General features: G+C 39.5%; 20 protein-coding genes and 1 pseudogene. 15 read left to right on the top strand and 6 right to left on the bottom strand.

Annotation, left to right across the window (positions count from 1 at the left end):
• Nucleotides 1-11: 11 nt before the first annotated feature.
• From ATS74_RS08870 to ATS74_RS08835, 8 genes and pseudogenes are all read left to right on the top strand, one after another.
• On the top strand, nucleotides 12-2234 hold the full coding sequence (locus tag ATS74_RS08870; RefSeq protein WP_058548540.1) for a chemotaxis protein CheA: 2223 nt from the start codon (nucleotides 12-14) through the stop codon (nucleotides 2232-2234).
• Between the two features lie 58 nt (nucleotides 2235-2292).
• A pseudogene (locus tag ATS74_RS08865) lies at nucleotides 2293-3431 on the top strand (protein-glutamate methylesterase/protein-glutamine glutaminase).
• Nucleotides 3424-4188, top strand: coding sequence for a flagellar motor protein (locus ATS74_RS08860; RefSeq protein WP_058548539.1), 765 nt, complete (start codon nucleotides 3424-3426; stop codon nucleotides 4186-4188). Before ATS74_RS08865 ends, ATS74_RS08860 begins: the two are co-directional and overlap by 8 nt.
• A gap of 2 nt (nucleotides 4189-4190) precedes the next feature.
• Nucleotides 4191-5150, top strand: coding sequence for a flagellar motor protein MotB (locus ATS74_RS08855; protein ID WP_058548538.1), 960 nt, complete (start codon nucleotides 4191-4193; stop codon nucleotides 5148-5150).
• Nucleotides 5151-5162: 12 nt separating this feature from the next.
• Complete coding sequence (locus ATS74_RS08850; RefSeq protein WP_058548537.1) at nucleotides 5163-5933, top strand: ParA family protein; 771 nt, start codon at nucleotides 5163-5165, stop codon at nucleotides 5931-5933.
• 3 nt (nucleotides 5934-5936) lie between these two features.
• Nucleotides 5937-6719, top strand: a complete 783-nt coding sequence (locus tag ATS74_RS08845; RefSeq protein WP_058548536.1) for a chemotaxis protein CheW — start codon at nucleotides 5937-5939, stop codon at nucleotides 6717-6719.
• A 24-nt stretch (nucleotides 6720-6743) separates the two neighbouring features.
• Nucleotides 6744-7241 carry a chemotaxis protein CheW gene (locus ATS74_RS08840; RefSeq protein ID WP_058548535.1) on the top strand — a complete coding sequence of 166 codons (498 nt, stop codon included), beginning with the start codon at nucleotides 6744-6746 and terminating at the stop codon, nucleotides 7239-7241.
• Nucleotides 7242-7258: 17 nt separating this feature from the next.
• Entirely contained in the window at nucleotides 7259-7660 is a 402-nt protein-coding gene (locus tag ATS74_RS08835) for a DUF2802 domain-containing protein (protein WP_058548534.1), read from the top strand.
• 30 nt (nucleotides 7661-7690) lie between these two features.
• On the opposite strand, the gene ATS74_RS08830 is transcribed toward ATS74_RS08835, so the two are convergent.
• On the bottom strand, nucleotides 7691-8344 hold the full coding sequence (locus tag ATS74_RS08830) for an OmpW/AlkL family protein (protein WP_058548533.1): 654 nt from the start codon (nucleotides 8342-8344) through the stop codon (nucleotides 7691-7693).
• A 262-nt stretch (nucleotides 8345-8606) separates the two neighbouring features.
• Here ATS74_RS08830 and dapE point away from each other — a divergent pair, with 262 nt between their 5' ends.
• Nucleotides 8607-9794, top strand: a complete 1188-nt coding sequence (gene dapE / locus ATS74_RS08825) for a succinyl-diaminopimelate desuccinylase (protein WP_058548732.1) — start codon at nucleotides 8607-8609, stop codon at nucleotides 9792-9794.
• Nucleotides 9795-9829: 35 nt separating this feature from the next.
• Here the strand turns inward: dapE and ATS74_RS08820 are convergent, their stop codons facing one another.
• Complete coding sequence (locus ATS74_RS08820; protein WP_058548532.1) at nucleotides 9830-11536, bottom strand: GNAT family N-acyltransferase; 1707 nt, start codon at nucleotides 11534-11536, stop codon at nucleotides 9830-9832.
• Between the two features lie 129 nt (nucleotides 11537-11665).
• Here ATS74_RS08820 and ATS74_RS08815 point away from each other — a divergent pair, with 129 nt between their 5' ends.
• Complete coding sequence (locus tag ATS74_RS08815) at nucleotides 11666-12586, top strand: 2-hydroxyacid dehydrogenase (protein WP_058548531.1); 921 nt, start codon at nucleotides 11666-11668, stop codon at nucleotides 12584-12586.
• A gap of 96 nt (nucleotides 12587-12682) precedes the next feature.
• Nucleotides 12683-12829, top strand: a complete 147-nt coding sequence (locus ATS74_RS20005) for a hypothetical protein (RefSeq protein ID WP_165491319.1) — start codon at nucleotides 12683-12685, stop codon at nucleotides 12827-12829.
• Here the strand turns inward: ATS74_RS20005 and smrA are convergent.
• The 3 genes from smrA to ATS74_RS08800 form a co-directional block, all read right to left on the bottom strand.
• Nucleotides 12826-13407: a DNA endonuclease SmrA gene (gene smrA / locus ATS74_RS08810; protein ID WP_058548530.1), complete on the bottom strand. Its 582-nt coding sequence runs from the start codon at nucleotides 13405-13407 to the stop codon at nucleotides 12826-12828. The genes ATS74_RS20005 and smrA overlap by 4 nt on opposite strands.
• Before the next feature lie 127 nt (nucleotides 13408-13534).
• Nucleotides 13535-13780, bottom strand: a complete 246-nt coding sequence (locus tag ATS74_RS08805) for a hypothetical protein (RefSeq protein WP_058548529.1) — start codon at nucleotides 13778-13780, stop codon at nucleotides 13535-13537.
• Nucleotides 13781-13886: 106 nt separating this feature from the next.
• On the bottom strand, nucleotides 13887-14330 hold the full coding sequence (locus tag ATS74_RS08800; RefSeq protein ID WP_058548528.1) for a hypothetical protein: 444 nt from the start codon (nucleotides 14328-14330) through the stop codon (nucleotides 13887-13889).
• A gap of 104 nt (nucleotides 14331-14434) precedes the next feature.
• Here ATS74_RS08800 and ATS74_RS08795 point away from each other — a divergent pair, with 104 nt between their 5' ends.
• On the top strand, nucleotides 14435-14818 hold the full coding sequence (locus ATS74_RS08795) for a response regulator (RefSeq protein WP_058548527.1): 384 nt from the start codon (nucleotides 14435-14437) through the stop codon (nucleotides 14816-14818).
• A gap of 75 nt (nucleotides 14819-14893) precedes the next feature.
• Here ATS74_RS08795 and rpsT read toward each other — a convergent pair whose 3' ends face one another.
• Nucleotides 14894-15154, bottom strand: a complete 261-nt coding sequence (gene rpsT, locus ATS74_RS08790; RefSeq protein WP_002958225.1) for a 30S ribosomal protein S20 — start codon at nucleotides 15152-15154, stop codon at nucleotides 14894-14896.
• Between the two features lie 294 nt (nucleotides 15155-15448).
• On the opposite strand from rpsT, the gene murJ reads away from it, so the two are divergent.
• From murJ to ileS, 3 genes are all read left to right on the top strand, one after another.
• Nucleotides 15449-16987 carry a murein biosynthesis integral membrane protein MurJ gene (murJ, locus tag ATS74_RS08785; RefSeq protein WP_058548731.1) on the top strand — a complete coding sequence of 513 codons (1539 nt, stop codon included), beginning with the start codon at nucleotides 15449-15451 and terminating at the stop codon, nucleotides 16985-16987.
• Nucleotides 16988-17070: 83 nt separating this feature from the next.
• Nucleotides 17071-17997, top strand: coding sequence for a bifunctional riboflavin kinase/FAD synthetase (gene ribF, locus ATS74_RS08780; protein WP_058548526.1), 927 nt, complete (start codon nucleotides 17071-17073; stop codon nucleotides 17995-17997).
• 29 nt (nucleotides 17998-18026) lie between these two features.
• A complete protein-coding gene (gene ileS, locus ATS74_RS08775; RefSeq protein ID WP_058548525.1) occupies nucleotides 18027-20855 on the top strand; it encodes an isoleucine--tRNA ligase in 2829 nt (942 codons plus the stop codon).
• The last annotated feature ends 4 nt before the right edge of the window (nucleotides 20856-20859 follow it).

The following is a 20859-nucleotide window of genomic DNA, read 5'->3' as shown; positions in this document are numbered from 1 at the left end:
AGAGTAACTGCATGAGCTTTGAAGTCGATGAAGATATTTTACAAGACTTTCTTGTAGAAGCTGGAGAAATCCTAGAGCTTTTATCTGAACAGTTAGTTGAGCTGGAAAATAACCCAGAAGATACCGAACTACTAAATGCTATATTTAGAGGTTTTCATACCGTAAAAGGTGGTGCCGGCTTTTTAGCAATGACGGAGCTTGTTGATGCGTGTCATGGTGCAGAAAACGTATTCGATTTACTGCGTCAAGGAGTGCGAACTGTCAACTCTGAGTTGATGGATGTTATATTACAAGCCCTCGACACCATTAATGAAATGTTTGCGACTATTCAAAATAGAGACAAACCTGAACCTGCAGACCCTCAGTTACTCGAAACTCTCCATATACTTGGTTTACCGCCGACAGAGGCTGAACTAGCCGGTGCAGCATCCCAAAATGAACCAGAGCAACCTCAAGCTGAGTCTGTAGAAGCGAATGATATAGACGAAGAAGACCCATTTGCTTTTGATGAATTGTTTAGTGGTGCACCTAGCGCAGCTGATGCACAAATAGATGAAATTACCGAAGACGAATTTGAAAACCTGCTTGATGAACTTCATGGTAAAGGACAAGGTCCTATTGCTGAAGAAGCAACAGCAAGCGGTGCTGATTTTAGCGGCGATATAACAGATGATGAATTCGATAGTTTATTAGATGAATTACATGGTGTTGGTAGTTTTGGTGCTGTAGCAAACTCAGAACCAGAAAAAAGTAACACTGCACAAGCTCCTGTTGAACAAGCTAAAGCAGCACCAAGCGATGTGAGTTCATCGTCAGATGATGAAATTAGTGATGATGAGTTTGAAGCGCTTCTTGATGAGCTTCATGGTAAAGGGACTGCTCCTAAATCGACAGAAAGCGCACCAGCTGCAAAACAACCAGAGCCTGTTTCACCGCCAGCTGCAAAACAGCCTGAGCCGGTAAAAAAAGCGGAACCAGCTAAAGCCCCTGCACCAAAACCAGTTGAAAAAGCACCTGAAAAGCCTGCAGCAAAAGCACCTCCTGCACCTAAAAAGGCAGCACCACCGCCAGCTGAAACTACAGTACGTGTAGATACTAAGCGTCTTGATCAAATTATGAATATGGTGGGTGAGCTAGTACTTGTTCGAAATCGCTTAGTGAGTCTTGCCACTAACTCTGATAGCGAGGCCATGGGCAAAGCAATATCTAATCTTGATGTAGTAACTGCTGATATTCAAGGTGCGGTTATGCAAACACGAATGCAGCCAATCAAAAAGGTTTTTGGCCGTTTCCCTCGTGTTGTTCGTGATTTAGCGCGTAGTTTAAATAAAGATATAAATCTACAACTTGTTGGTGAAGAAACTGATTTAGATAAAAACTTAGTTGAAGCGCTTGCCGATCCTCTTGTGCATTTAGTTCGTAATTCAGTCGATCATGGAATTGAAATGCCAGCCGCCCGTGAAGCCGCAGGTAAACCACGAACAGGAAATGTAACGTTATCTGCATCGCAAGAAGGCGATCATATTTTGTTAACCATTAAAGATGATGGTGCAGGTATGGACGCGGAGAAACTCAAAAAAATAGCGATTAGTAAAGGCGTTCTCGATCATGACCAAGCGAGTCGACTTTCTGACACTGAAGCTTATAACCTAATTTTTGCTCCAGGTTTTTCTACCAAAGAAGAAATTTCAGATATTTCTGGCCGTGGTGTAGGGATGGACGTAGTAAAAACTAAAATCACTCAATTGAATGGATCGGTTAGCATACAGTCTGAGCTAGGTGTAGGCACTATTTTAGAAATAAAAGTTCCTCTAACTTTAGCTATTTTACCTACCTTAATGGTTATTGTTGGTGCACAAACATTTGCCTTACCACTGGCTGGGGTAAGTGAGATATTCCATTTAGATTTAACTAAGACAAATGTTGTTGATGGTCAATTAACAATTATTGTGCGTAAAAAAGCGATTCCGTTATTTTATTTAGAGCATTGGCTAGTTAAAGGTGCAGACCGCTCTCAGCGAAAAGCCCAAGGACATGTTGTTATTGTTCAAATTGGAACGCAGCAAGTTGGTTTTGTTGTCGATTCATTAATAGGCCAAGAGGAAGTGGTAATTAAGCCGCTAGATGCATTGCTTCAAGGCACGCCAGGTATGGCAGGCGCTACAATTACCTCTGATGGTGGTATTGCACTTATTCTTGATGTTCCAAGCATGTTAAAACATTACGCAGGCTAATAATAATGCAGGTTTGTAGTAAATACTTACCTGCGCATAAACTTAATAAGAGAGCTAAATGGCCGTTAAAGTTTTAGTTGTTGATGATTCAAGCTTTTTTCGCCGTAGAGTAAGCGAAATACTTGAACAAGATAGCGACATACACGTTATAGGTTTTGCTGTAAATGGCAGAGAAGCTGTAGAAAAAACAGCGCAGCTACGCCCTGACATGATCACTATGGATGTAGAAATGCCCGTGCTTGATGGCATTAGTGCTGTGAAAGAAATAATGGCGAGTAATCCAACGCCGATATTAATGTTTTCGTCGCTAACACGTGATGGTGCAACAGCAACACTAGATGCACTAGATGCTGGAGCAATGGATTTTTTACCAAAAAAATTCGAAGATATTGCGCGTAATAACGAAGATGCTATTAAGTTACTACAAACAAAAGTAAAAGAAATAGGAAGAAGGCGGGCGCCAAGAGCGTTTAAGCCAATCACTACAAGTAAACCAGTGGAAAGAGCAACGTCTGTACGCTCCAGTTTTTCAGGGGCTAGCACTGTAAAGCAGCCTGATAGAAGCTTTCAACGTGCTGAGCCTGCAAAAGCTCACTCAAATAATGCGTCAATACGAGCAAGTGGTAAACACTACCAACTTGTCGCAATAGGTACATCAACAGGGGGACCTGTTGCACTACAAACTATTTTAACTCAGTTACCTGCAAATTTTCCTCACCCAATTTTACTTATTCAACACATGCCTGCTGCGTTCACGCCGGCATTTGCTGCACGTCTAAATGGATTGTGCCAAATTAAAGTAAAAGAAGCTCAGCAAGGGGATCGTTTACAACCTGGAACGGCTTATTTAGCGCCAGGTGGTCAACAAATGATGGTTGAAGGGCGCGGCTCAAATAGAACACTGCGTGTATTTGAAGATAATAGCGAACGCATAAGTTACAAACCTAGTGTAGATGTTACTTTTGCTAGTGCAGCAAAGGCTTATCAAGGTGATGTGCTGGCAATTGTTTTAACAGGGATGGGCGTGATGGTGCGCGGATGTTGAAGCAAACTGGTGCCACAATTTGGGCTCAAGATGAAAAAAGTTGCGTAGTGTATGGTATGCCACAAGCGATCGCAAACGCAGGACTTGCAAGTGAAAATTTAGCACTTGATGATGTTGCTATGAGAATTAAAAGAGAGATTGGGTGTGGATAAGCTCTCAATACTTGGACTATTTGTAGCACTAGGTGCAATAGGTCTAGGTTACTCTTTAGAAGGCGGCGTTGTTTCAGCTCTTTTTAATGGGCCTGCATTAATTATTGTTTTAGGCGGCACGATTGGCGCGGTTATGCTACAAACCTCTGCCAGTACATTTAAAAAAATGCTGAATATGAGTAGCTGGGTTTTTGTTGCTCCTCACTATGATATTGACGAAGCGATAGAGCAAGTTAAGCGCTGGTCCCATAAAGCTCGACAAGAAGGTTACTTAGCGCTTGAAAACGAAGCACTAACACACTCAGATGCTTATGCTGCAAAAGGTTTAAGCTTACTGATTGATGGCTGTTCAGAGCAAAAGCTGCGCGACACACTCGAAATTGATTTACTACTTGAACGTGATCGCTTATTAGAAGCTGCTCGTGTTTATGAAGCCATGGGAGGTTACAGTCCTACCATTGGGATTTTAGGAGCTGTGCTTGGATTAATTCAGGCAATGTCTTTTATTACTGACCCACAAATGTTGGGCGCAGGTGTTGCAACTGCTTTTATAGCGACAATTTACGGAGTTGGACTCGCTAATTTACTGTTTTTACCAATGGCAAATAAGCTTAAACAGCGAGTTGAGCAAAAAATGCTATACCATGAAATGCTTGCTGAAGGTGTGATTGCTATAAGCGTTGGCGAAAGCCCTATGAATATAGAATTAAAGCTTGAAGCTTATCGTGTTGAGCGCCCTAATTTAGTGGATGTGTAACTATGCTGCGTAGGCGCCTTCGTCATTCAGCTGCTAAAGACCAACACACAGAGCGTTGGCTTGTGTCGTATGCTGATTACATGACCATAATGTTTGCCTTTTTTGTAGTGCTATACGCTATTGCCATTAATAAAGAAGAAAGCTTTCAGGTTTTATCTGACTCACTTGAACATGTTTTTGATAAGTCTGCACGCCAATTTTCGCAGCAAGGTGAAGGTGTTAACGGCAATGGAATTTTGACCGATAGAGTGACGCCAGAGCAGGAAGTTCTTTATGGCGAAAGTATTCAAAAGCAAGAGCAAGGTCCTGAGCTTCTTGATGGGCAAAGTGATACAAGTAATATTCAACAAAAGTACTTAGGCAAACCACTTGATAGCCTTTTAATTAAATTACAGTCAGCACTAATTGATGAAATTCGTGATGGCGAGGCTAGCTTAGAGCTTAACCAAGATTGGTTGATTATAGAGCTTAGTTCTGGAATGTTGTTCTCAAGTGGAAGCTCAGTTGCGCACTCAAGAGCAAAGCAAGTAGTTAAAATAGTTAAAGATATTATTGCTCCTGTAGATAACTATGTACGAGTGCGCGGTTATACTGACGATGAAACTATTCGTAATGAAATTTTTCGCTCTAACTGGGAACTGTCGGTTGCTAGAGCTACCTCTATTTTAGTGGAGCTTGAGGCATTAGGTATTAACTCGGCGAGAATGGCTATAGAGGGATATGGTCAATACTCTCCGTTTGCAGATAACAGTACCGCCGAAGGGCGAGCTGAAAATCGTAAAGTTGTAATTGCACTTTCTAAGTATGGCCTACCACCTAAAAAAGAAGTTAAAAAAGGTGAGCAAGAAAGTGAGCCTGAAGCGGTAGAGCACGAAGTCGAGCTACCGTCGGACGACGATACTATAAAAATAATTCGATTGCCTCATGGTGGTATTCGCATAACCACACGCAATGAACAGTAATTAGGACAAAATGTGAAGATTTGGACTGTCGCAAATCAAAAGGGAGGGGTTGGAAAAACAACCACTGCTGTTAGCCTTGCTGGTATTTTAGCTTTGCAGGGTAAACGTGTGCTGCTTATAGATACCGATCCTCATGCATCACTCACATATTACTTTGGTATAGACTCTGAAGACTTAGAAGTCAGCGTGTACGATATTTTTGCACGTGGTACGAATATGCAAAGCGAAGAAATACTCCAAGCATTATGTCCATCAACTCTCGAAAACCTAGATATTTTACCCGCAACAATGGCCATAGCCACGCTTGATAGAAGTATGGGTAATAAAACGGGAATGGGACTAATATTAAAAAAAGCGCTTGCAAAAATCAGTGAACATTACGACTATGCCATTTTAGATTGTCCTCCTGTTTTAGGTGTGTTGATGGTTAATGCTTTAGCCGCCAGTGAGCGTATTTTAGTTCCGGTACAAACTGAGTTTTTAGCGCTTAAAGGGCTGGATAGAATGATGCGTACAATGGAATTAATGCAAACCTCTCAGGCGAAAGATTATCAATATACTATAATTCCTACTATGTATGATAAGCGTACTAAAGCATCGTTAGAGGCATATAAAACATTACAAAATACATATACCAATAAAGTATGGCCGGGTGTCATTCCGGTGGATACTAAGTTTAGAGATGCAAGCTTAGCGCAAAAAGTGCCAATAGAATTTTGCCCCCGCTCGCGTGGTGTATATGCATACAAAGCTCTATTGGAGTATTTAATTGAACAAGGTTAATGAATGAGTAAGCAATTATTTGCTAATGAAAAAGTAATGAAACAATACCTAGGGGCTTTGCTTTGTGAAGACGAGCCTGTAGATAGCCTTGAGCCAGTAGCAAAGTTACTCGAGCAGCTACCAGATGGCACACAGCCTGAGCAAGTTCATTTAAAACCTAAAGAGCAATTAAAAGCAGCAGAAAAAGTATTCGATCAAGATTTACTCGCTTCAGATGTAGAGCCAATATCTGATACCGAAAATGTTAGTGAGGTTGTTAGTAACGACAATGTAGAAACAACCACTACCGTACTTGAAAGTGTTGAGCCGCAGCTTTCAATTGATGGTAAGGCTGATTATTTTGAAGGTGAGTTTCAGGCGTTATTTTTTGAAGTGGCAGGGCTCACACTTGCCGTGCCATTAAAGGCATTAGGTGGTATTCATCAATTAGGTGAAGTAAATCATTTGTTTGGTAAACCTAAGTGGTTTAAAGGTGTCATGCTTAACCGAGAGGAAAAACTCAACGTTGTTGATACCGCTCGTTGGGTAATGCCAGAGAAGTACGATGAAAAATTAGAAGCGTCATTAGATTATCAATATTTAATTACACTAGGCGATAGTCAGTGGGGCTTATTAGCTGAAAAGCTGATAAATAACATTACATTGAGTAAAGAAGATGTAAAATGGCGTACCAACCAAAGCAAGCGTCCATGGCTTGCGGGCGTTATAAAAGAAAAAATGTGTGCTTTAATTGATGTAGACAACTTAAATATATTATTAGAGAAAGGCTTAGACAGCCGTCAGTAGTAATGACCATTACGGGGTAATAGCATGAATCAAGATAAATTACTGTCAGCAAATAAAAATGCAGATAATAATGATGAAATTTTACAGTGGGTTACGTTTAAGCTTGAGGAAGAAACCTACGGCGTAAATGTAATGCAAGTACAAGAAATACTTCGTTATACAGAAATTGCTCCAGTACCTGGTGCGCCTTCTTATGTTATTGGTATTATTAACCTTCGCGGTAACGTGGTAACGGTTATTGATACTCGCTCTCGTTTTGGCTTACCAGCAGCTGATACTACTGATAATTCTCGAATTTTGATTATTGAAGCAGAAGAGCAAGTCATTGGTATTTTAGCCGATAGCGTATCTGAGGTTGTTTATCTGCGAAGCTCTGAAATAGACAGTGCTCCTAATGTGGGTACTGAAGAAAGTGCTAAGTTTATTCAAGGTGTTTGTAATCGCGATAATGAATTACTTATATTAGTTGATTTAAATAAACTACTTAGTGATGATGAATGGGATGAGTTAAGCGATATATAAGCTTTACCAAATAAATTATGCTGTTACTTAGTATAGCTATATCGGCGCTAGCGGTAGGTCTTATATCGCTGGCGTTAATTATTGCATTAAAAAATAAACACACTGCAGAAATCGTTGCCATTTCGCAGCAGCTTAAAGAATCATCTGAGCAAACTCATATTTTAAGAAGTGAAGTGTCAGAGTTAAGAACCGGATTGCTGAGTATTGGTAAGCGAGTACTTGAAGTTGAACAACAAAACCAAGACTTAATGCAGCAACAAGCGGCTCAAAAGTACGATGATCCCGATGCCAAGATCTACTCTCGTGCTGTGAAGATGGTTGAACTCGGTGCTGAATTAGATGAAGTTATACGCGAATGCGAATTACCAAGAGCTGAAGCTGAATTACTTTTTTCACTACATAAACAAAAAGGCGCATAGCGCCTTTTTAAAACACACATATACTACTTTCTAAAAACTATATCTAACACCAAACATTGCCACTACAGGGTCTAGCTCTACCGTTGAGGTAAGTGCTTTTGCACCATTAGCGTATACCGTCGCATCAGTATCAATATCCATCAGCGATACCATGGCGTGCAAGCCCCAGTTTTTATCAATTTTATAGTTAGCTCCTACTTGAGCTACAAAGCCAAAAGAATCATCTAATTTTACTTCGACATCATCTGTGCCCAGTGTTGTTTTAAGAGCTTGAGATGGCTGTTCGTCAAAAAATGCAGTGTAGTTTATACCTACACCTACAAAAGGTCTTAGCGCATAACTCGTATCTAAAAAGTGGTATTGAGCGACAAGTGAAGGTGGTAATTGTTTTATATCCGCAATTTTATTACCAGCCAAACCACCAGCGCCGTTTACATCATGAGAAAATGGTGTAGCTGCTATAAGTTCTAGCACCCATTTATCGTTAAATGCGTAATCGATAGTAATACCTAATTGTGTATCTGAATCGCCTTTAAGGCCCAATGTTGGCGCTTCGTTAATTGCTGAGCTGCTGTTGTCAGGGTTAACGTTAATAGCGCCAACATTTACGCTAAAGTTAGCGTGTGCAGCAGGAGAGAGTGCTAGTAAAGAAGTAAGTAATGCAATGCTAATTTGAGTTTTCATGCTGTTCTCCGAGAACGACTTTTTAATTGCCGCTATTATTGACGAATAAAAAATTTAAAAAACTGTTCTAGATCAAAGTTTCAAAAATGTTTGAACCTTGTGAAGCACTTTATTGATTTAGATTAATTTTAGCGTTATTCGTTAATCGCAAATATTGACATTTTATTTTACTCATCGTCACAAGAATGTATTAGGGCTGACATAGGGGAGTCATGAAACCACGTTTTAATAAAAGCTCCTTAGGCCACATAGTATGTTTAATATGTTTTTAGCGGCACTTGAATCGCAAATAAAACACACAGATAGTAAAGCCGATGTTGTAGAGTACCTACAGACGCTCATTCGCTTTAAATCAGTAACACCTGAGCAAGCGGGTGCAATAGATTGGCTAATTAAGCAATTAACAGAGTTGGGCTTTAATTATGAAAAATTTACTATAAATGGCGTAACAAACTTAATAGCGAGTATTAAGTTTAAAGAGGGTCCGAGCATTGCTTTCTCTGGCCATATTGATGTTGTACCAGCAACAGGTGACGCGTGGTTAAGCCCTCCTTTTGAAGGTAAAATAGTAAATGGTGCTATTTTTGGCAGAGGCGCTGCTGATATGAAGGGCGGTGTAGCGGCGATGTTAAGCGCTACAAAAAATTTAATTACTAATACATCTACAAAAGTAGGCACACTTTATTGGCTTATTACGTCTGATGAAGAAGGTGAAGCTGAGTTTGGCTCTTTAGAAATAGCAAATAGGCTAATTAGTCAAGGCATAGTATTAGACGGTTGTATTGTAGGAGAGCCTACAAGCTCAATACAAGTTGGCGATACAATTAAAAACGGACGCCGTGGCGCGCTCTCTGCGCGTATAACCGTAAGAGGTAAGGCTGGGCATGTCGCGTATCCTCAAAATACACTTAATGCCGCGCATTTGGGCGCAAAAATAGTAAATTTGTTAAGTGAGCAAGTTTGGCTTCTAGATGAAGCAAGCTCTAAAACAACACTGCAAGTAACCGGTATAAATATAAATAACGTGGTTGATAATTTAGTACCTAGTGAGTGCGAAATCACATTCAATGTACGCTATAGTCACGGTTATAACAGTACGGCTGTTAAAGCATTATTACTAAATACATTAAATGAGTTTTTAGAGAAAATATCTATCACATGGGAGCGTCCATGCGAGCCATATTACACCAGCGCTAATAATAACGGGTGCTTAATAGCGCAAGTAGAGGAGGCCATTTATGAGCAAACAGGCAGTTACCCTCTTTTAAGTACCAGCGGTGGCACATCAGATGGGCGTTTTTTTTCAAATAACCATACCCAAGTAATAGAGTGTGGTGTACTAAATAAAACGATTCACCAAACTAACGAACATGTTTCAATTAATGATTTAATTAAGATTGAGGGTATTTATACTAATCTATTATCGCGTATTTTTATAAACGAAAACTAACAGCGAGCACATGCTCGCAGTTAAGTTAATGCTTATTAACCTAGGTAACGCTTTGCTTTGTTATCTTTCACGTTTTGCATATCTACGAGTACTAGTCCATCGATACAATTATTAAAATCGGGATCGATGCTAAAGCTTAAAAATTTTACCCCGCCAGGCTTACAAAGCTCAGTATATTGTTTAAATAAAGTAGGTACTTGCACACTCATATTTGCAAGAACGTGTTTAAGCTCAACAAAGTCTTCTTTTACGTCGTTACCGCTAAAAACATTATTACATTGTATGAGCTCTTGCTCGCTAGGCTTAAACTCATTATTAGGGCTTGCAAGCGTTTCATCAGTTTTATAATAGTGTTGGTAATAATGAATTAACATGGCTTTTGCTTGATCTGGTAACGTATTTGGAACGCTTACAGCGCCAAATAAATAACGGTATTGCGGATAGTTTTTTACAAAAGCACCAATCCCATACCACAGATAATCTAAGCTTTTTCGCCCCCAATATTTAGGTTGTACAAAGCTTCTGCCTAACTCTATGCCTTGTTCTAAATAAGGTTTCATAGCATCGGTATAGCTAAATAAGCTGTCGGTGTATAAACCTTCTCTCCCATGTTTATCTATAATGTCTTTTGCACATGCAAGCCTATAAGCACCTACAAGTTCTAATTGGGTGGGATCCCAAAGTACCAAATGTTGATAGTCCATATCATATTTATCTATGTCGCGGCGTTTACCACTTCCTTCACCCACGGCTCTAAAGGCAATTTCTCTAAGGCGCCCAAGCTCTCTAAAAATAGGTGAACTACCTGTATATTGGTATAGGTGGATATGCATACCATCTAGGGTTTTACCCAGTAACTTACATTGTTCTATGGCTTTTTTAAGCTCTTTTCTGCACTCCGGCACTGCAATAGGAGTTTGTGTTTTTAGTGGTAATGTTTTTTTAGTGGTAAGGCGATATAGCTGCTTGCGAATTAGGTTTACAACCTCTTTGTCTTTTAAGTTTTCTATTAAATATGACTCTGGAGGGATTGAGGCACCTATTTCAAACTCTAATGATTTTTGACGTTGCTTAAACATTTCTTTTACTAATAGCAAGCTAGCCAAAGGCTTGTAAATCATCGAAGTGCCATAAAACAGAGGACTGTTCTTAGCTTTAATATAAATAGGTAGAATAGGGCAGTTAGCTTTTTTTGCCATGCGTAAAAAGCCACTATTCCATTTGCAGTCCTTTATACCGGTTGGCCCTAAACGAGATACTTCACCAGCAGGAAAGATGAGCAAGGCTCCCTCGCTTTTTAAATGATTTTGTATATTGTTTAGCTCTTGTTTTTTACTCATCCCAGATAAGTTATCTACAGGCAGTAAAAGAGAGTGCATCGGCGTTACCGACATTAGCATACGGTTAGCTACTACTTTTAAATCTTGCCTAACACCTGAGAGTACTTTAATGAGCGCTAATGCGTCTAATGAGCCAATAGGGTGGTTAGCAACAATGACTAACTTACCTTCTGTTGGTATATGCTCTATTTGCTTTGGTTTATAACGAGTATCAAAATTGAGCTCATCAAGCACTTGCTCAACAAACTCTAATCCTTGTAGGTGAGGATATGCATCGCCAAAAGCAACAAACTCTTGTTCATGTAGCAAATAACCAAGGCCTTTTTTTACTAACCCTTTTACCTTTGGAGAGTTATCTAGTTGTGGTAAATTTGCAGCAATTACTTTATCAACACTTATCATATTAACCTCATCTTCAATTTGGCCTATTCGCCATACCTATAAGATTAAAAAAAGGGTGTGACAATTACTTTGCAGTTGTGTGACTTTTTAAAGTGTTAGTTTATAAACTTTGTATTGCTAGGAGAATTTATGTCGGTATTAGTGGCTATAACTGGACGAGATAACACAAAACTGATAACCAAGTTACAACAGCGTTTGCCCAATACCCAGATAGAGCAATGGCCCGCGTGTAAAAATGTAGAAGGTGTTGAATTTGTACTTGCTTGGAATGCACCTGAGGCTATGTGGCAACAGCTACCTAATTTAAAAGCTGTGTCGTCATTTGGTGCCGGTGTAGATAGTATAGATTTATCACTTTTAAATGATAAGGTGGACGTTGTTCGTATTGTTGATGAGCAACTTGCAGAGGATATGGCTGAATATGTGCTAACACATGTGTTAGCTCAAAAGCTTCGTTTAAAAGAGTATTACCTAAAACAAGCGCAGCAAACGTGGAAACCAAAACGCGCATTCAAAAATAAGCATGTTGGTATTCTTGGCTATGGAGAGCTAGGCAAAGCATGTGCACAAAAACTTTTTAATAATGGCTTTAAGGTAAGTGCGTGGGCACAAAGTGGTAAAAATGTAACTGGTGTAGATATTTTTTACGCTGAGCAAGGCCTTAGCAATATGCTTCCTAACGTTGATTACTTAGTATGTTTACTTCCTCTTACACAGGCAACGCAAGGTATTATTAATGGCTCCTTGCTATCTAAATTACCTGAACATGCTGTAGTTATTAATGTGGCTCGAGGAGGACATGTCGTAGAACCAGATTTATTAAACGCCTTAAATAATAATACTTTGCGCGGCGCAACGCTTGACGTATTTGAGCAAGAGCCGCTAGCACAAGAACATCCATACTGGTGCCATCCTAAAGTTACTTTAACTCCGCACTGTGCAGCATTATCTGATATTGATAGCGTAATAGATCAAATAGCAAAAAATGTTGAATGCTTAAATCAGGGCGTTTCACTTAATAATACAATAGATAGAACTAAAGGTTATTAAGAGATAGCTAATTAGTTTAAAAAACAGCTTGTTAACATTTGTAATTTTTATTAGTGTAAAGCTGTTCTCACTAATAAAAATTACAAAGAGGGTGTTATGAAATCGAGTCAAAGTGGCGTTAAATTAAGCCTAGTTATCATTTCTATTGTAGTACTTGGCGTTTCTGCTTGGTTTAATCAGGCTAATGCCGAAGATATCCCTTCAAAAGTTCAAACCAAGGAAGAGTTAACGGTAGCGGATTAACCCCGCTTACTGTGTATTTCTCGGTTTTCGTGTTTCTTTTCTTCACTTTTTTTAAGTAATACATAAGTAGCACCGCTTCCACCGTGGTGCCTAAGTGCGGTATGAAAAGCCAATACTTGAGGCAACTCTTGTAGCCACTTGTTTACATAGCTTTTTAAAATGCCTGGTTTAGCTTTATTTTTTATGCCGATCCCGTGGCGTAATAATACAACACGTATATTTCGCTGGTGACAATCAGCGATAAAGCTAAATAAAGTATTACGTGCGTTTTTAAGTAATTGCCCATGGAGGTCAAGCGTGGCATCTACTTGGTATTTAGCTAAACGTAAGTTTTTGAAAACCGCACTTTGTACGCCATCTTTTTTAAAGCTTAATATAGCGAGTGGGTCTAATATTTCAACATGCTCAGATTGTAAGTAATTTTCATCATTTGCTAGATTAATTTGTGCTGCTTTACGTTTTTCTTGTTGGGCTAGGGTTGCACTGTGGCTATTTGAAATGGGAGTAACAGTATCGTGGTTTATTGGTTTTATATCTTCCATAGAAGATAAAAATAAATCAAAGTCAGAAAAAGGCATAGTAAGACCTAAATTTAGAATAATACGTACTAAATTTTATCTCAGTTCATTATGAACCCCAAACTTTAAATTTTAATATAAAAAAGCCCAGCAATGCTGGGCTATCAAATATTCTAAGGAGAAGTTGTTAATTTGGGGTTACGTTAAACTGCCCAAATGTATAAACTTTAAACAAGTAAAAAGTGTTGATCAACACTAAACTCATATTTGAAATAACACTCGACGACATAAGATCTAAGCTAAATGATAAGAATAACAAACCACAAGCACTAATGGCGGCAACGCGCAGCAGTGTTATCTGGTTAATAAAGAATGCACCTAAACCTAGTGCAAGTAGTGTCGTGTTTAAAAGCCAATCTAGCTCGTTTAGCATGGTCGTTTCAATAGTTCAGTTGTTGAAAAAAGGAGCGCCATTATGTTGATCTTTTGCACACCTTTCAACCAAGTAATTTTAAATTTTCAGATTAGTTTTTTTAATGCTAAAAGTAACTGCCTATTGCAGCAAATAAACCATTGTCAGCTATCACTTGATACTTTTGGCAGCTTTGTGGCTTTTGTAAATCACTGCATAAATAAAGGGATTTACGCTTAGAATCAAACTGTGGGTGTAAGTTTGAATCAATAAGCATTGCGCCTTTACCAAAAACACCTGGCCAATAAATACTTTCACTTACCATCCCTAATTTTTTATAGGTGAGTAAGGTCGGTTTTGGAAACGCTAAAATAATCACCGCTATAACTGCAAGTGTTATAAATAACCCTTTTTTAGGTTTGGTGTGTTTGCATTTATCATCGAGAGTTTGTGCATTTGCGTTATTTGTTTGTGGACGCTGGGTTGAAGGTTGAGGCTTTCTTTTTTGGGGTGTTTTTTTTCTTGCTGGTGCTTTACCAAGCAGTGATTGTTTATTTGGTGTTTTAGACATAAAGCAAATCTGGCCTTTTTGGCGTAGGTCTCTATAATTAAATGAATAAATTTATGTATCAATATGATAACTTAAAGTTAGCTTATAGCCTACGAGGAATAAAGATGAATACGCAGCTATCAATTTTAATTGTAGATGACGTTAGCACGGTGCGTAGTTTTTTGAGCCAAACGCTCATGCACTTAGGGATAGACAATGTAAAGGAAGCATCTACGGCTTCGCAATGTATTAGTGAGTGTCAGGCTGCCAATTACGATATGATTTTTTTAGATATTGAATTACCAGATGGAGATGGTAAAGATTTGATTTCGCAAATCAATGAATTAAGCCCAGAGACAAATGTGGTGATGGTATCTGCACATTCAGGTGTTGATAACGTAAAGGATGCAATAGATAAAGGCGCTAAAGGGTTTGTTGTAAAACCATTTACACCTAAAAAAATAGCGGCAATGTTGAAGAAGTTTTACCCAGATTTAGAAAATGCATAAGCAAGTTAAGTGCAGTTAAAATTAAAGCAAAAAAAAACCGGCAAATGCCGGTTTTTTATATTCTACAAAAACAAATTATAGCGCTTTAATTTTAGCGGCAATACGGCTCTTATGACGAGCTGCTTTGTTTTTGTGAATTAGACCCTTAGTTGCGTAACGGTCTAGGATAGGTGTAGCAACAGAAAAAGCTTGCTGTGCAGCTTCTTTATCGCCAGCTTCAATAGCAACAATTACTTTTTTGAAGTAAGTGCGCATCATTGAACGACGGCTTGCGTTGTGCTGACGGTTTTTTTCGCTAGTGATAGCGCGTTTTTTTGCAGACTTGATGTTAGCCAAGGTTTGCTCCTAACAATCTTAAATAAAGCTTAAATTAAAGGCCGTGGAATATGCCTGTTTTTATCATGAATGTCAATGTAAATTTAACAATCCAAGAAAAACTGCTCCTTATAACGAACATCAATTTGCCGCTTTAGCAGTTAATATCGATATTGTAACAAAGCACAGACTCCCAGCCTAGTGCTTTAAAGCGATTTATAAAAAAGACTGTGGCATAATTGCCCATATTAGGGATTTTTAAGTGGGTTTAAGGTGTCAAAAGGTTTATTTCGCTCAGGTATGATTGTGAGTTGTATGACTATGATTTCACGTATATTAGGGCTAGTACGAGATGCAGTAGTTGCAAATTTATTAGGGGCCAGCGCCGCTGCCGATGTTTTTTTATTTGCTAACCGTATTCCTAATTTTTTACGACGTTTGTTTGCCGAAGGTGCCTTTGCACAGGCGTTTGTACCTGTTCTTAGTGAAATTAAAGAGCAACAAGGTGATGACAAAGTTAAACTTTTTGTGGCGCAAGCTGCCGGTACGCTCGGTACAATTTTACTTATAGTAACCATATTTGGTGTCGTTGCTTCACCGGTAATTGCGGCCTTATTTGGTACAGGTTGGTTTATAGATTGGTGGCAGGGTGGCCCAAACGCTGAAAAATTTGAACTTGCTAGTTCGTTATTAAAGTTAACTTTTCCGTATTTATTTTTTGTGAGCTTAGTTGCGCTTAGTGGTGCAGTAATGAACGTTTATAACCGCTTTGCAGTCGCTGCTTTTACGCCCGTTTTACTTAATATATCAATAATCAGCTGCGCCATCTTTTTACATGATAAGTTTAGTGTTGGTGCATACGCTCTAGCTATAGGCGTATTTGTCGGTGGTATTGTGCAATTGTTATTTCAATTGCCGTTTTTATATCGCGCAAAAATGTTGGCGCGCCCGCGTTGGGCTTGGCAAGACGAAAATGTTAAAAAAGTGCGTAAGCTAATGCTTCCTGCATTGTTTGGCGTATCGATAAGCCAAATTAATTTATTACTAGATACCATGATAGCCTCACTATTAATGACAGGCTCTATAGCATGGCTTTATTACTCAGATAGGCTAATAGAGTTTCCGCTTGGTTTGTTTGGAATAGGTATTGCGACGGTTATTTTACCCGCACTCTCTAAATTGCACAGTAGTAAAAAATTGAGCGATTTTCAGCATACGTTAGATTGGGGTGTGCGCTTTGTAATATTTTTAGGTATACCAGCAATGGTTGGCCTAATGATAATTAGCCCACTTATAATTACGGTGCTATTCGATCATGGTGCTTTTAAAGAAGACAGTGTTGATCATGTAAAAGCGGTAAGTTTAGGTGTTGTTGCGTACTCTGTAGGGTTAGTTAGCTTTATGCTGATTAAAGTGCTCGCGCCTGGTTTTTATTCCCGTCAAGATACTAAAACGCCTGTACGCATTGGTATTATAACCCTAGTGCTAAATATGGTGTTTAACATTATGTTGGCCCCTTTTATAGGTTACTTAGGGTTAGCCCTTGCTACATCAATGTCGGCCAGTTGTAATGCATTTTTACTTTACAGGCAGCTTAAAAAAGAAAAAGTTTATCAGTTTTCTTCTATGAGTTTGCGTTTCACTATAAAGTGTATTGTTGCAAGTATAGTTATGGGATGTGTTACATGGTATGTAAGTAGTTACTATTATTGGGCTTCATGGACGTTTATGCAGCAAGTTATATTGTTAATTGCTCTTGTTGCATTAGCGGGAGTTAGCTACTTTGCAATGCTCTTTTTAATGGGCGTAAGACTAAATACGATAAAAAGTGTAGCAATTACTGAATCAAACTAAAAAAAAGATTATAATCGGCAGCCTTGTGGCTTTTCCTTGGTATAAGTCGTGATAATACTCGCTGAAAAAAGGCTTTAGGTGGCATGGAGTTAATTAGAGGTATACACAATATTCGAGCGCATCACTTTGGGTGTGTGCTGACTATTGGTAATTTTGACGGTGTTCACTTAGGTCATTCACAAGTATTAAAAGGTTTGTTAGCAGATGCTAAAGCGCACAACTTACCAAGTACAGTGATGCTTTTTGAACCTCAGCCTCAAGAGTTTTTTGCTAAAAAAAGTGCCCCAGCAAGGCTTACGCGATTACGTGATAAGTTGCGTTTGTTGAGCGATTTAGGCATTGAACGTGTAATTTGTATTAGCTTTAATCAGCAATTTGCAAATATGCAAGCTGAACAGTTTGTAAGCGACATACTTATAAAAAAACTCGGTGTTAAAGCATTAACCGTAGGTGATGATTTTAGATTTGGGCAGCAGCGCAAAGGCAATTTTGATTTACTCGTTAGTATGGGTAATCAGGCGGGAATGGATGTGCAAAGCACAGCGAGTTTTCGCCAGTTAAATGCTAGAGTGAGCAGCACATTGATTCGTGAAGCATTAGCTGCTGGTGATTTAGCCAGTGCAAAAGTTATGCTTGGCCACGACTACGCTATCTCTGGGCGCGTAATACATGGCTGGAAAAGAGGCCGTGAGCTTGGCTTTAGAACAGCAAACATAGCGCTTAAACGCCAAGTTTGCCCTGTTAATGGTGTGTTTGCTGTGCAAGCTACAATTGCAGGTAAACAAATTTTTGGGGTTGCAAATATAGGCAACAAACCCACATTTAATGGAACACGTGCACTTCTAGAAGTTCATCTTTTTGATTTTGCACAAGACATTTATGGACAATTTATGCACGTGGAGTTAATACAAAAACTCCGCGACGAGAAAAAATTCGAGACATTAACACAACTCACGGCGCAAATAGCAACAGATGTTGCCGCCGCTAAGCAGTGTTTTGGTTTAAATTAGGCAGCCGATAGATACGGAATGTAGGATAAATGAGCGACTATAAACATACTTTGAATTTACCGGAAACACAGTTTCCAATGCGTGGCAATTTGGCACAACGTGAACCAAAAATGCTTAAAGCATGGTATGAAGACGACCTTTACGGTCAAATTCGCAGCGCTAAAAAGGGTAAAAAGACCTTTATTTTGCATGACGGCCCTCCGTATGCAAATGGCGACATCCACTTAGGCCACTCAGTAAACAAGATTTTAAAAGATATTATTGTTAAGTCTAAAACTTTATCTGACTTTGATTCGCCTTATGTACCTGGTTGGGACTGTCACGGTTTACCAATTGAGTTAATGGTTGAGAAAAAAGTAGGTAAGCCGGGTGTAAAAGTGACGGCGAGCGAGTTTCGCGAAAAGTGTCGTGCGTATGCTAAAAAGCAAGTTGAAGGCCAAAAGGTTGATTTTAAACGTTTAGGCGTATTTGCAGATTGGGATAAGCCTTACTTAACAATGAATTTTGACTTTGAGGCAAATGCAATTCGTGTGCTTGGTCGTATTATTAAAAACGGTCACTTACACAAAGGGGCTAAGCCTGTGCATTGGTGTACAGATTGTGGCTCTGCATTAGCAGAAGCAGAAGTTGAATATCAAGATAAACAGTCGCCAGCAATTGATGTACGCTTTATTTTTGCTGACCAAGACGCAGTAGTAAATGCGTTTGACCTAGCCCAAGGCCATGAAGGGCAAGGTAGTGTTGGCACTGTTATTTGGACAACAACGCCATGGACGCTTCCTGCAAACCGTGCTGTTGCTGTTCATGCCGATTTAGAATATGCGCTTGTGCAAGTTGAAGATGAAGGCGCACAGCAGCGTTTAATTTTAGGCTCAGAACTTGTTAAAGATGCAATGGACCGTTTTGGTTTTGATCATTACCACGTATTAGGTTACGTAAAAGGTGCTGTACTTGAAAACTTGCAAGTAGCGCATCCTTTTTATGACTTTAGTGTACCAGTGATTGTTGCTGAACACGTTACTACTGACTCAGGTACAGGTGTTGTGCATACTGCGCCAGGTCATGGTCAAGAAGATTTCGTGGCAGGCTTAAATTACAACCTAGAAGTCGCTAACCCTGTTGGTGCAAATGGTGTGTACTTACCAGATACTGAACTTTTTGCAGGTCAGCATGTATTTAAAGCAAACGCGAGCGTCATTGAAGTATTAAAAGAGCGTGGTGCATTAGTACATCATCATGCGCTTACACACAGTTACCCGCATTGTTGGCGCCACAAAACGCCAATAATTTTCCGTGCTACACCGCAGTGGTTTGTAAGTATGGATCAGGCTAACTTACGTCAAGATTCTCTTAAAGAAATCAAAAATACACAGTGGCTGCCTGAATGGGGCGAAAGCCGTATTTCTAACATGGTTGAAGGCCGTCCAGATTGGTGTATTTCGCGTCAGCGTACATGGGGTGTGCCGATTGCTTTATTTGTTGATAAAGACACCGGTGCTTTACACCCAAATACCCAAGAGCTTATCGAGCAAGCTGCAGAGCTTGTTGAAAAGGCAGGTATTCAAGCATGGTATGACCTAGAGCCAGCTACTTTACTTGGCGAAGAAGACGCTAAGCAATACATGAAAGTGCAAGACACGCTAGATGTATGGTTTGATTCAGGTGTGTCGCACGCATGTGTAGTAGATGCACGTGAAGACTTAGTTGGCCCAGCCGACTTATACCTTGAAGGTTCTGATCAACATCGTGGTTGGTTTATGTCGTCAATGATGACATCGGTTGCGATTAATGGACATGCACCATATAAGCAAGTACTTACGCATGGTTTTACCGTTGATGAAAACGGCCGTAAAATGTCTAAGTCACTGGGTAATGTTATCTCTCCGCAAAATGTAATGAATAAGCTTGGTGCTGACATTTTACGCTTGTGGGTTGCTTCTACCGATTACACGGCAGAAATGACTGTGTCTGATGAAATATTCAAACGCTCTGCGGATCGTTATCGTCGTATTCGTAACACTAGCCGTTACTTATTAGCTAACTTAAATGGTTTTGATCCTAAAACTGATCAAGTTGCTGTAGATGACATGGTTGAGCTTGATAAGTGGATTGTTGGCCGTGCAGCACAGTTACAAGACGAGATTTTAGCCGCTTACGATAGCTACCAAATGTTATTAGTAACGCAAAAGCTAATGAACTTCTGTACCGGTGAACTTGGCTCATTTTACTTAGATGTAATTAAAGACCGTCAGTACACAGCTAAAAGCGATAGCCATGCACGTCGTTCTTGTCAAACTGCGCTTTACCATATTGCAGAAGCTATGACGCGCTGGATGGCGCCAATTATGAGCTTTACAGCACAAGAGATCTGGGAAGCCTTACCAGGCGAGCGCAGTGATTACGTATTTACATCAGTATGGTATGACGGCTTACAAGCACCAACGAGCAGTCAGTTTAGTAACGATGATTGGCAAGCAATTTTAAATGTACGCGATGAAGTTAACCGCTTATTAGAAGCTGCACGTAAAGAAGAAGTAATTGGTGCAACACTACAAGCAACAGTTAATTTATTTGCGGATAAAGACCTTGCAAGCACACTTGCTTCACTAGGTGATGAGCTTCGTTTTGTATTGTTAACATCAGCAGTAAACGTTAAGCAGGTTGATAGCCAACCAGCAGATACGCAAGCAACAGAAATTGAAGGTTTATACATTAGTGTTGCAGCAACAGATGCAGCTAAGTGTGAGCGTTGTTGGCACTATAGCGACGATGTAGGAACTGATCCTGCTCATCCTGAAATTTGTGGCCGTTGTGTAAGTAATGTTGATGGCGAAGGTGAAAAGCGTCAATTCGCTTAGGAGC

Origin of the sequence: Pseudoalteromonas sp. H103 (assembly GCF_001469205.1) — a bacterium.
Classification (GTDB): Bacteria; Pseudomonadota; Gammaproteobacteria; order Enterobacterales; family Alteromonadaceae; genus Pseudoalteromonas; species Pseudoalteromonas carrageenovora.
Note: the sequence above shows the minus strand (reverse complement) of the source record. Positions and strands in the feature narration are given on the sequence as shown.

Bases quoted from the DNA above. Each gene is read 5' to 3' on its own strand.
- ATS74_RS08870 (WP_058548540.1), top strand. From the start codon at position 12: ATGAGCTTTGAAGTCGATGAAGATATTTTACAAGACTTTCTTGTAGAA.
- ATS74_RS08855 (WP_058548538.1), top strand. From the start codon at position 4,191: ATGCTGCGTAGGCGCCTTCGTCATTCAGCTGCTAAAGACCAACACACA.
- ATS74_RS08845 (WP_058548536.1), top strand. From the start codon at position 5,937: ATGAGTAAGCAATTATTTGCTAATGAAAAAGTAATGAAACAATACCTA.
- ATS74_RS08840 (WP_058548535.1), top strand. From the start codon at position 6,744: ATGAATCAAGATAAATTACTGTCAGCAAATAAAAATGCAGATAATAAT.
- ATS74_RS08835 (WP_058548534.1), top strand. From the start codon at position 7,259: ATGCTGTTACTTAGTATAGCTATATCGGCGCTAGCGGTAGGTCTTATA.
- ATS74_RS08830 (WP_058548533.1), bottom strand. From the start codon at position 8,344: ATGAAAACTCAAATTAGCATTGCATTACTTACTTCTTTACTAGCACTC.
- dapE (WP_058548732.1), top strand. From the start codon at position 8,607: ATGTTTTTAGCGGCACTTGAATCGCAAATAAAACACACAGATAGTAAA.
- ATS74_RS08820 (WP_058548532.1), bottom strand. From the start codon at position 11,536: ATGATAAGTGTTGATAAAGTAATTGCTGCAAATTTACCACAACTAGAT.
- ATS74_RS08815 (WP_058548531.1), top strand. From the start codon at position 11,666: ATGTCGGTATTAGTGGCTATAACTGGACGAGATAACACAAAACTGATA.
- ATS74_RS20005 (WP_165491319.1), top strand. From the start codon at position 12,683: ATGAAATCGAGTCAAAGTGGCGTTAAATTAAGCCTAGTTATCATTTCT.
- smrA (WP_058548530.1), bottom strand. From the start codon at position 13,407: ATGCCTTTTTCTGACTTTGATTTATTTTTATCTTCTATGGAAGATATA.
- ATS74_RS08805 (WP_058548529.1), bottom strand. From the start codon at position 13,780: ATGCTAAACGAGCTAGATTGGCTTTTAAACACGACACTACTTGCACTA.
- ATS74_RS08800 (WP_058548528.1), bottom strand. From the start codon at position 14,330: ATGTCTAAAACACCAAATAAACAATCACTGCTTGGTAAAGCACCAGCA.
- ATS74_RS08795 (WP_058548527.1), top strand. From the start codon at position 14,435: ATGAATACGCAGCTATCAATTTTAATTGTAGATGACGTTAGCACGGTG.
- murJ (WP_058548731.1), top strand. From the start codon at position 15,449: ATGACTATGATTTCACGTATATTAGGGCTAGTACGAGATGCAGTAGTT.
- ribF (WP_058548526.1), top strand. From the start codon at position 17,071: ATGGAGTTAATTAGAGGTATACACAATATTCGAGCGCATCACTTTGGG.
- ileS (WP_058548525.1), top strand. From the start codon at position 18,027: ATGAGCGACTATAAACATACTTTGAATTTACCGGAAACACAGTTTCCA.